Raw genomic sequence first — 8,289 nt, 5'->3', positions numbered from 1 at the left:
AGCGGCTTGCGAATCTCGGTGTCGGCCAAGGCGTAGTCGAACCCTTCGGGTAGCTCTACCTCGAAGCCCCAGGCCTTACCCTGTTTCCAGCCGGATGCCTGAAGGTAATGCGCGGCGGAGGCAAGGGCGTCGGCCGAGCTGTTCCAGATATCGCGCTTGCCGTCGCCATCGAAATCCACGGCATGGGTGTTGTAGGTGGTCGGAATGAACTGCGTCTGCCCCATGGCACCAGCCCAGGAGCCGCGCATGCGCTGTGGCGCGACGTCGCCGTGCTGGAGGATTTCAAGCGCTGCAATCAGCTGACTCTTGGCGAATGCCGGACGGCGACCCTCGTGGGCGAGGGTCGCAAGGGAACGAATCACCGACTTGTCGCCCATGATCTGGCCGAAGCTGCTTTCCAGTCCCCAGACGGCAACCAAGGTTTCGCGATCGACGCCGTAGCGGGCCTCGATCTGATCCAGTGTGGTGGCGTGCTCGCTAAGCAAGCGGCGGCCGCTGCGCACGCGCTGTGGCGAAATGGCGCCTTCCAGGTACTGCCAGACGGGCCGGGTGAACTCGGGCTGGCTACGGTCCGCCTCAATCACCGCTGGATCGGGCTGGACGCCGGCGAAGGCCTGGTCGAAGGTTGCGGCGGAGATACCGGCCGCAAGGGCTTCAGCGCGGAACTGCTCGCGCCACTGGCTGAAGCTCAGGTGAGTGGCTTCCGAACGGACATCGGCGATGGTGGCGTCGCTAGGCTGGCTGGCGGCGGGGACGTTGCTGACCAGAGTGGACTGCGCGAGGGGTTCGGCTGCACAGGCAACGACCAGGCTCATCGCCGAAGCGGCAACCAGGGTACGTAGCAGCAGAACGGGAACGAAGGTGTGATACATGCACCGCTCTCGAAACGTGTCGTCGGCCGCAGACATTATCACGCTTTGGCGGTGTTGGGTTTTCAGGCTGCCAGAAGGACCGAAGCCTCCCAGTTGGTGGACTGGGAGGCTTCGCGGCGGTAGCTGCCTTTGCCTTTTTTCGGCGTTTCCTGGCGGAGGCGGAACAGGGGGTGCGCAACCAGGTGCTTGGCCTTGTTCGGCCGTTTCTTGCGTGTGCTCATTTCGATTTCCTCAAATGGCCCGCTATCGGGCGAGGGAATCATAGGCCTTGTACAAAAAATGTCCAGTGCGCTGCGGCGTGAACTCGCTCTCCGCGATTCGCTCGTCAGGTACCGATCCGGCGGCCACTCAGTTGCAGGCAAATGTCCGCCAGACCGATCCAGGGATCCCCGGCGGCCTGGCCCTTGATCTGCTCGTCGATGTGTTGCGCGTCTCTCAGCAACTGGTTCCAGCCGGCCGCGTTATGCCTTTGCAGTGCTTTGGAAACCAGCGGGCGACGCTTATCCCAGACCGGCGGGCGGGCCTGGCTGAAGGCACGCTCAAGCGGAGTGCCCTGGGCATATTGCTGCGCAATATTGGCCAGCAGGCGCAGTTCGCGGGCCAGCGCCCAGAGGATCACCGGTGCCTCGACGCCTTCACCGCGCAGGCCCTCCAGCATGTGCAGCGCATGGGCCGCCTGGCCGTGCAGGGCTGCGTCGATCAGGCCGAATACATCGTAACGGGCGCTATCAGCCACCGCGGCCTGGACGGTTTCCGCGGTGACCTGTCCGGCTTCGGCCAGCAGCTTGAGCTTTTCGATTTCCTGCGCTGCGGCCAACAGGTTGCCTTCGACCCGGGCGCTGATCAGTTCGACGGCTTCCTGGTCCGCGGACAGGCCCGCCTGGGCCAGCCGCTGACGTATCCACTGCGGCAGCTGCGCGGCATCCACTGGCCAGATCTGCAGGAACTGCACGTCCTTGCCATCGATCAGCGCCTTGGCCCATTTGGTCTTCTGGGTGCTGCCGTCGAGCTTGGGCAGACTGACCAGCAGCACGGTGTCCTCGGCGGGGCGGGCCAGATATTCCAGCAGCGCCGCGGCACCCTTGTCACCGGGCTTGCCGTTGGGGATGCGCAGTTCGAGCAGGCGCTTCTCGGCGAACAGCGAAAGACTCGCACCGGCTTCGATCAACTGGCTCCAGTCGAAGCCGGTCTCCACGTGAAAGACCTGACGCTCACTGAAGCCCTGCGCTCGGGTCGCTGCGCGGATCGCATCGCAGGCTTCCTGGCACAGCAGGTGCTCGTCGCCACAGACGACGTACACGGGCGCCAGCGGGCCTTGCAGGTGTTTGCCGAGCTGAGCGGGAGAAAGCTTCATGGTACGAAGACGGGGGCCTTGAGGCCCCGTTACCTGTTACTGGATGGGCAGCTGGATGGGCGACTGTTGCGGCTGCGCGTCCTGGGCATGACGGGCAGCTTCCATGGCTTCAGCCTCGGCGCGGGCCTTGGCTTCGGCTTCCTGTTGCAGGCGGTCGAGCTGCGCCGGGGTGATGCGCTGGATACGCAGGGTCAGCTGCTGCAGCAGCTCGCGGCGCATTTCCTGGCGCAGCTGATCACCTTCCTGGGACGAGCCGATCAGATTGTTGCTGTCGTGCACGTAGACCTTCTGCACTTCGATGCTGTCCTCGAGCAGCAGCATGTTCTGCGGGCCGCGGAATTCGTAATCGAGGGTGCTGGTCAGCTCATACTCGGCGCTGCGTGCCGAGCTGGTGTAGCTGGCGGTGCGCTGGCGGGTCTGCTCGCGGGCAAGGTTCAGGCTGTACTTGGCGCCCGGGTAAACCCGCACGCCATTGCTCTTGAGTAGGTCTTCGAGCTGTTGCACCGTTTCGCCGTAGCTGTTGCGCGCCTGCAGGTCGATCTCCTTGAGACCGAACTCCACGTCACCGGTGCCGCGCAGCTGGAAGCCACAAGCGCTCAGCAGCAGTGTCAGGCCCAGCACCACCAGATTCCGTTTGTTCATCTTGTTATCCCCTTGCAGGCCCGGCGCATGCGCCGGGGCCGAATCAGTTAGCGACGATGTTGACCAGCTTGCCCGGCACCACGATGACCTTGCGGATCGTCAGGCCCTCGGTGAAGCGCAGCACGTTCTCATTGCCACGGGCAGCGGCCTCGACCTCCTCGCGGCTTGCCGCGGCCGGCACTTCGATCTGCCCGCGCAGCTTGCCGTTGACCTGTACCACCAGCGTCAGGCTGTCCTGCACCAGGGCGGACTCGTCGACCTTCGGCCATTGCGCGTCAATGATCGCGCCCTGTTTGCCGAGTCGCTGCCAGAGTTCGTGAGAGATGTGCGGGGTGATCGGTGCGAGCAGCAGGGCGACCGTTTCCAGGCCCTCCTGCAACAGCGCGCGATCCTGCTCGCTGGCGGTAGCGGCTTTCTCCAGCACGTTCATCAACGTCATCACCTGGGCGATGGCGGTGTTGAATTTGTGATGCTGGCCGACATCGACGCTGGCCTGCTTGATGGCGAGATGGATCGCGCGGCGTACGGCCTTCTGCTCGTCGCTCAGGCTGGCGGTGTCCAGCGTGCCTGCGACGCCAGCGCTGACATGTGCATGAGCCAGACGCCAGACGCGACGCAGGAAGCGGCTGGCGCCCTCGACGCCGGAGTCGGACCACTCCAGGCTCATGTCCGGCGGCGAGGCGAACATCATGAACAGGCGGCAGGTATCTGCGCCGTATGCATCGATCATGGCCTGCGGGTCGACGCCGTTGTTCTTCGACTTGGACATCTTCTCGGTGCCGCCGATTTCCACCGGCAGGCCATCGCTGGCCAGCTTCGCGCCGATGATCTTGGCCTTGGCATCACGCTCGACGATCACGTCGGCCGGGTTGAACCAGTCCTTGCCGCCGTTTTCTAGGGTGCGATAGTAGGTGTCGGCGACCACCATGCCCTGGGTCAGCAGGTTCTTGAACGGCTCGTTGGAGCTGACCAGGCCTTCGTCACGCATCAGCTTGTGGAAGAAGCGCGCGTAGAGCAGGTGCAGGATGGCGTGCTCGATGCCGCCGATATACTGATCCACCGGCAGCCAGTGGTTGGCCGCGGCCGGGTCGACCATGCCCTGTTCGTAGTTCGGGCTGGCGTAGCGGGCGAAATACCAGGACGACTCGACGAAGGTGTCCATGGTGTCGGTTTCACGCTTGGCCGGCGCGCCGCACTTCGGGCAGCTGCATTCGTAGAACTCCGGCATGCGCGCCAGCGGGCTGCCGGCGCCGTCCGGTACCACGTCTTCCGGCAGCACGACCGGCAGCTGGCTTTCGGGGACCGCGACGTCGCCGCAGCTGTCGCAGTGGATGATCGGGATCGGGCAGCCCCAGTAGCGCTGACGGCTGATGCCCCAGTCGCGCAGGCGGAACTGGGTGCGTGCCTGGCCGAGGCCCTTCTTCTGCAGCGCCACTTCGATGGCGTCGAACGCGCCGTCGAAGTCGAGGCCGTCGAAGATGCCGGAATTGATCAGCTCGCCGTGTTCGCCGTAGGCGTCCTGCCAGGGTGCCGGGGTCTGGTCGCCGGCGCTGGTGCGTACCACCGGCTTGATCGGCAGGTCGTACTTGCTGGCGAACTCGAAGTCGCGCTCGTCGTGCGCCGGGACGGCCATGACCGCGCCTTCGCCGTAGTTCATCAGCACGTAGTTGGCGACCCACACCGGCAGCAACTCGCCAGTCAGCGGATGCTGCACGCGCAGTGAAGTGGCGAGGCCCCTCTTCTCCTGGGTGGCGATGTCGGCTTCGGCGACGCCGCCACGCTTGCATTCATCGATGAAGACTTGCAGCTCGGGATTGTTCTGCGCGGCGAGCGTGGCCAGCGGGTGCTCGGCGGCCACCGCGACGTAAGTTGCACCCATCAGCGTATCGGGACGGGTGGTGAAGACCTTCATCACGCCTTCGCTGCCGATGCTGGCCACGTCGTAGGGGAAGCTGATCTCCATGCCGCGCGACTTGCCGATCCAGTTGCGCTGCATGGTCTTGACCTGTTCCGGCCAGCCATCCAGTTCGTCCAGACTCTCTAGCAGCTCATCCGCGTAGGCGGTGATCTTGAAGTAGTACATCGGGATTTCGCGCTTCTCGATCAACGCGCCGGAACGCCAGCCACGGCCGTCGATGACCTGCTCGTTGGCCAGTACGGTCTGGTCGACCGGGTCCCAGTTGACGGTGCCGTTCTTGCGGTAGATCACGCCCTTTTCGTACAGGCGGGTAAACAGCCACTGCTCCCAGCGGTAGTAATCCGGCTTGCAGGTGGTGACTTCACGCGTCCAGTCGACCGCCAGGCCGAGGCTTTTCAGCTGGGCCTTCATGTAGGCGATGTTTTCGTAGGTCCACTTCGCCGGTGCCACCTGATTCTTCATCGCGGCGTTTTCCGCCGGCATGCCGAACGCGTCCCAGCCCATGGGTTGCAGGACATTCTTGCCCTGCATGCGCTGATAGCGCGCGATCACGTCGCCGATGGTGTAGTTGCGCACGTGACCCATGTGCAGCTTGCCGCTGGGGTAGGGGAACATCGACAGGCAATAGAAGGTGTCCTTGCCTGGCTGTTCGCTCACTTCAAAGGATTTCTGCGCGTCCCAATGGGATTGCGCGGCGGCTTCGATTTCGCGGGGCTGATACTGTTCGTGCATGGCTACTGGCGTTGGGATGGGGGCTGGCTCTCCGCGAATGCGTTGTCGCGGGCACGTTGGCAGGTCCGGCGGACCTGGCGCTAACGCGACCCGGCGGGCTGCGGGCGGAGGCATGGAAGCGCCGTAGCATACATGACCCCCCGCGGCCTAGGGAAACCCCATTTGCCGCTGCTCCAGAGCTCCGTCCGTCGTGCGCGGCTTGAGCGCGTCAGGCTGAGCTACGCTTGATCCAGGGGCGGGACGAATGTGAGGTGAGGTTGATGGACCGAGAGCCACGATCTGAGGACAGTAGTCTTTATGCAAGGGTGTTGCAGCGACTGAGCTCGGCCCTGCAGGAGGCCGAACGTGCTACGTCCGGTGATGCGGACGGTGCTGGCGAGCTGGAAGTACGCGGTTTGACGCCGGCGGAATTCGAGCTGATCCGTGCGTATCTGCAGCGTGATTCCCAATGGCTCTCGGGCTGGCATGCCGCGGCGGAGGAGCAGGCTCACCTGTCGCGCCAGGCGCTGCGTCCGGCTGTGCGCAGCGGTAGTCGACAACGGCACGGCGCGCATGGCCGCCACGCGCCGCTGGCGTTGCAACAGACGCTGAGTTGCGCGCTGTGCAACGCCGAAGTGAGCTGGCCGGAAGGCGCCGGTCCCGCAGCCTGCCACGTCTGCGGGTCGCAGCTGCTGCGCGCCAGGCAGCGTCTGCACACCTATCCGCGGCATTGAACAGTGGCCGACAAATCCTCCGGCTGCGGCTAGAGTGTCTGCCTTTGCCGTGGAGGTCGGATGCCGATTCGCTATTTCTTCAAGCAGCTGCTTTTGCCGCCGGGCGTGCTGCTGCTCCTGCTGTTGCTCGGATGGTGGCTGCGCCGGCGCGCGCCAAAGCTGGCGGCGCTGTGCTTCGTCACGGGGTTGGTCGGGCTCTGGTTGATGAGCCTGCCGGTCGTCGTCGAATGGACGGCGCGGCTGGTCGAGCGCGAGCCGGCGCTGGTCGAGGCGCAGTGGATGCAGCTGGATGAAGAGGCCGGCGCCATCGTGGTGCTGGGGGCCGGGCGCGAGCAGAGCGATCCGGCATGGGGCGGCGATCAGCCCGGCTACATCGCGCTGGAGCGCTTGCGTTATGCGGCGCGGTTAGCCAAGACCAGCGGCCTGCCGATTCTCACCAGTGGCGGGCTGCACTACGGCCAGCCACCCAGCGAGGCGATGCTCGGCGCGGAGGTGCTGCAGCGCGACTTTGGCGTCGCCACGCGCTGGCTCGAGGAGCGTAGCCGGACGACCTGGGAGAACGCGGTTTTCAGCGCCGAGATGCTGCGTGCGGCGGGCATCGAGCGGGTGGTGCTGGTGACATCCGCCTCGCACATGCCGCGCTCGCGCTGGTGCTTCGAACAGAACGGGATCGAGGTGATCGCTGCGCCGGTGGGCTTCATGGGCGTGCCCAATGGTCGGCCGTTGAATGGCTGGTTGCCGGAGGCCAAGGCCTTCTGGCAGAACGGCATGTTGCTCAACGAGGTCGCTGGTATGGCGGTTTACCCGCTTGTGTACCGCTCCGCGAACGACTGAGTCGAACGCATTAACCTGAGTGTACGGTCGTGGGGTGAGCTTCTGCCCGCAACTCGCCATTTGCGGTCAAGGTCGCCCCCACGTTGGTGGCTGTAGGAGCGGCCTTGGCCGCGAGCAAAGCCAGCTCGGAGCCGGACCTTTCAAGAGCGGCGCAGCGCTCGGCATAACCGCCTGGCTTGCGATGAAGCCCTCTCAGCGGCAGTCAAAAGACCCGTTCAGGTCCCAGCAGCTTCGCATAGTTGAGGCTATGCCTTGCGCCTGATCAGCGCCCAACCGAGCAGCAGCATGCATACCGCGATCAGCGGCCAGGAGCGCCAGCGCAGATACGGCGTCAGCCCCTGCATCGGGGTGACGTCGCCATACAGCACGGCCTGTTCGAACTGCGGAATCTGCTCGGTGATCTGCCCGTAGGGGTCGATCAGCACGGTGATGCCGTTGTTCGTCGCGCGGATCATCCAGCGCCCGGCTTCCAGAGCGCGCATCTGCGCCATCTGCAGGTGTTGCAGCGGACCGATGGAGCGGCCGAACCAGGCATCGTTGCTCACCGTCAGCAGCAGATCGCTCTGCGCCGCGAGCCCTGCGGCGAACTCCGGGTAGACCACCTCGTAGCAGATGTATGGCGCGATCTGCAGGCCCTTCGCCTGCAACAGTGGTTGGCCGGATTCGCCGCGGGCGAAGTCGGACATCGGCAGGTCGAAGAAGGCGATCAGGCCGCGCAGCAGATCCTGCAGCGGTACGTACTCGCCGAACGGCACCAGTTTCTGCTTGAGGTAGGTGCCGGCACCGTCACCGGTGCTGGTCAGCCCGTTGTAATAGCGCAGCTCGCCAGCCGCATTGGGCTGGCGTACCGGTACGCCGGTGATGAGTGCCGATTCGCGCTGGTTGGCGAAGCCGGCCATCATCGTCAGGTAGCCCTCGGCATGCTCCTTGAGGATCGGTACCGCGGTTTCCGGCCAGACGATCAGGTCTGCCGGGCGACTACCGAAGGTCATGTCGCGATACAGCAGCAGCTGCATCTCGAGCTTCTTCGGGTCCCACTTCATGCTTTGTGCGACGTTGCCCTGCACTGCGGCAACGGTCAGCGGTTCGCCCTTGCTGGTCGTCCAGGCATGGTCCTTGAGTGCCAGGCCTGCCAGCCAGGGGGAAAGCAGCAGCACGACGGCGGCGGCCAGGCGTGCTTTGTCGGCAAGCAGTCGCGGGATCGCCGCGAGCAGGGTGGCGCTC

At 64.9% G+C, this 8,289-nt stretch carries 8 protein-coding genes; 2 read left to right on the top strand and 6 right to left on the bottom strand.

What is annotated here, in order from left to right; translation table 11 throughout:
* From ACN0X6_RS24635 to leuS, 5 genes are all read right to left on the bottom strand, one after another.
* On the bottom strand, positions 1–872 hold an 872-nt coding region (locus ACN0X6_RS24635), incomplete at its 3' end, for a lytic murein transglycosylase (RefSeq protein ID WP_312724787.1).
* Between the two features lie 62 nt (positions 873–934).
* On the bottom strand, positions 935–1,093 hold the full coding sequence (gene arfA / locus ACN0X6_RS24630; protein ID WP_104098962.1) for an alternative ribosome rescue factor ArfA: 159 nt from the start codon (positions 1,091–1,093) through the stop codon (positions 935–937).
* Positions 1,094–1,197: 104 nt separating this feature from the next.
* Complete coding sequence (gene holA / locus ACN0X6_RS24625) at positions 1,198–2,226, bottom strand: DNA polymerase III subunit delta (RefSeq protein ID WP_104098963.1); 1,029 nt, start codon at positions 2,224–2,226, stop codon at positions 1,198–1,200.
* A 36-nt stretch (positions 2,227–2,262) separates the two neighbouring features.
* Positions 2,263–2,868: an LPS assembly lipoprotein LptE gene (gene lptE / locus ACN0X6_RS24620; protein ID WP_023444927.1), complete on the bottom strand. Its 606-nt coding sequence runs from the start codon at positions 2,866–2,868 to the stop codon at positions 2,263–2,265.
* A gap of 43 nt (positions 2,869–2,911) precedes the next feature.
* Positions 2,912–5,518 (bottom strand): leucine--tRNA ligase, encoded by a 2,607-nt coding sequence (leuS, locus tag ACN0X6_RS24615; protein WP_417707963.1) that lies wholly within the window; start codon positions 5,516–5,518, stop codon positions 2,912–2,914.
* A 305-nt stretch (positions 5,519–5,823) separates the two neighbouring features.
* Here leuS and ACN0X6_RS24610 point away from each other — a divergent pair, with 305 nt between their 5' ends.
* Both ACN0X6_RS24610 and ACN0X6_RS24605 read left to right on the top strand, forming a co-directional pair.
* Positions 5,824–6,231, top strand: coding sequence for a hypothetical protein (locus ACN0X6_RS24610; protein ID WP_003301719.1), 408 nt, complete (start codon positions 5,824–5,826; stop codon positions 6,229–6,231).
* A gap of 60 nt (positions 6,232–6,291) precedes the next feature.
* The gene (locus ACN0X6_RS24605; RefSeq protein ID WP_255847986.1) at positions 6,292–7,065 is read left to right on the top strand and encodes a YdcF family protein; all 774 of its coding nucleotides are present in this window, start codon (positions 6,292–6,294) and stop codon (positions 7,063–7,065) included.
* A 245-nt stretch (positions 7,066–7,310) separates the two neighbouring features.
* Here ACN0X6_RS24605 and lnt read toward each other — a convergent pair.
* On the bottom strand, positions 7,311–8,289 hold a 979-nt coding region (gene lnt, locus ACN0X6_RS24600), incomplete at its 5' end, for an apolipoprotein N-acyltransferase (protein WP_417707961.1).

The organism is Pseudomonas sp. (assembly GCF_048269965.1).
In the GTDB taxonomy this organism is placed as follows: Bacteria; Pseudomonadota; Gammaproteobacteria; order Pseudomonadales; family Pseudomonadaceae; genus Aquipseudomonas.
Note: the sequence above shows the minus strand (reverse complement) of the source record. Positions and strands in the feature narration are given on the sequence as shown.

Excerpts from the sequence above, each read along its gene's own strand:
- holA (WP_104098963.1), bottom strand. The coding sequence starts at position 2,226 with ATGAAGCTTTCTCCCGCTCAGCTCGGCAAACACCTGCAAGGCCCGCTG.
- arfA (WP_104098962.1), bottom strand. The coding sequence starts at position 1,093 with ATGAGCACACGCAAGAAACGGCCGAACAAGGCCAAGCACCTGGTTGCG.
- lptE (WP_023444927.1), bottom strand. The coding sequence starts at position 2,868 with ATGAACAAACGGAATCTGGTGGTGCTGGGCCTGACACTGCTGCTGAGC.
- leuS (WP_417707963.1), bottom strand. The coding sequence starts at position 5,518 with ATGCACGAACAGTATCAGCCCCGCGAAATCGAAGCCGCCGCGCAATCC.
- ACN0X6_RS24605 (WP_255847986.1), top strand. The coding sequence starts at position 6,292 with ATGCCGATTCGCTATTTCTTCAAGCAGCTGCTTTTGCCGCCGGGCGTG.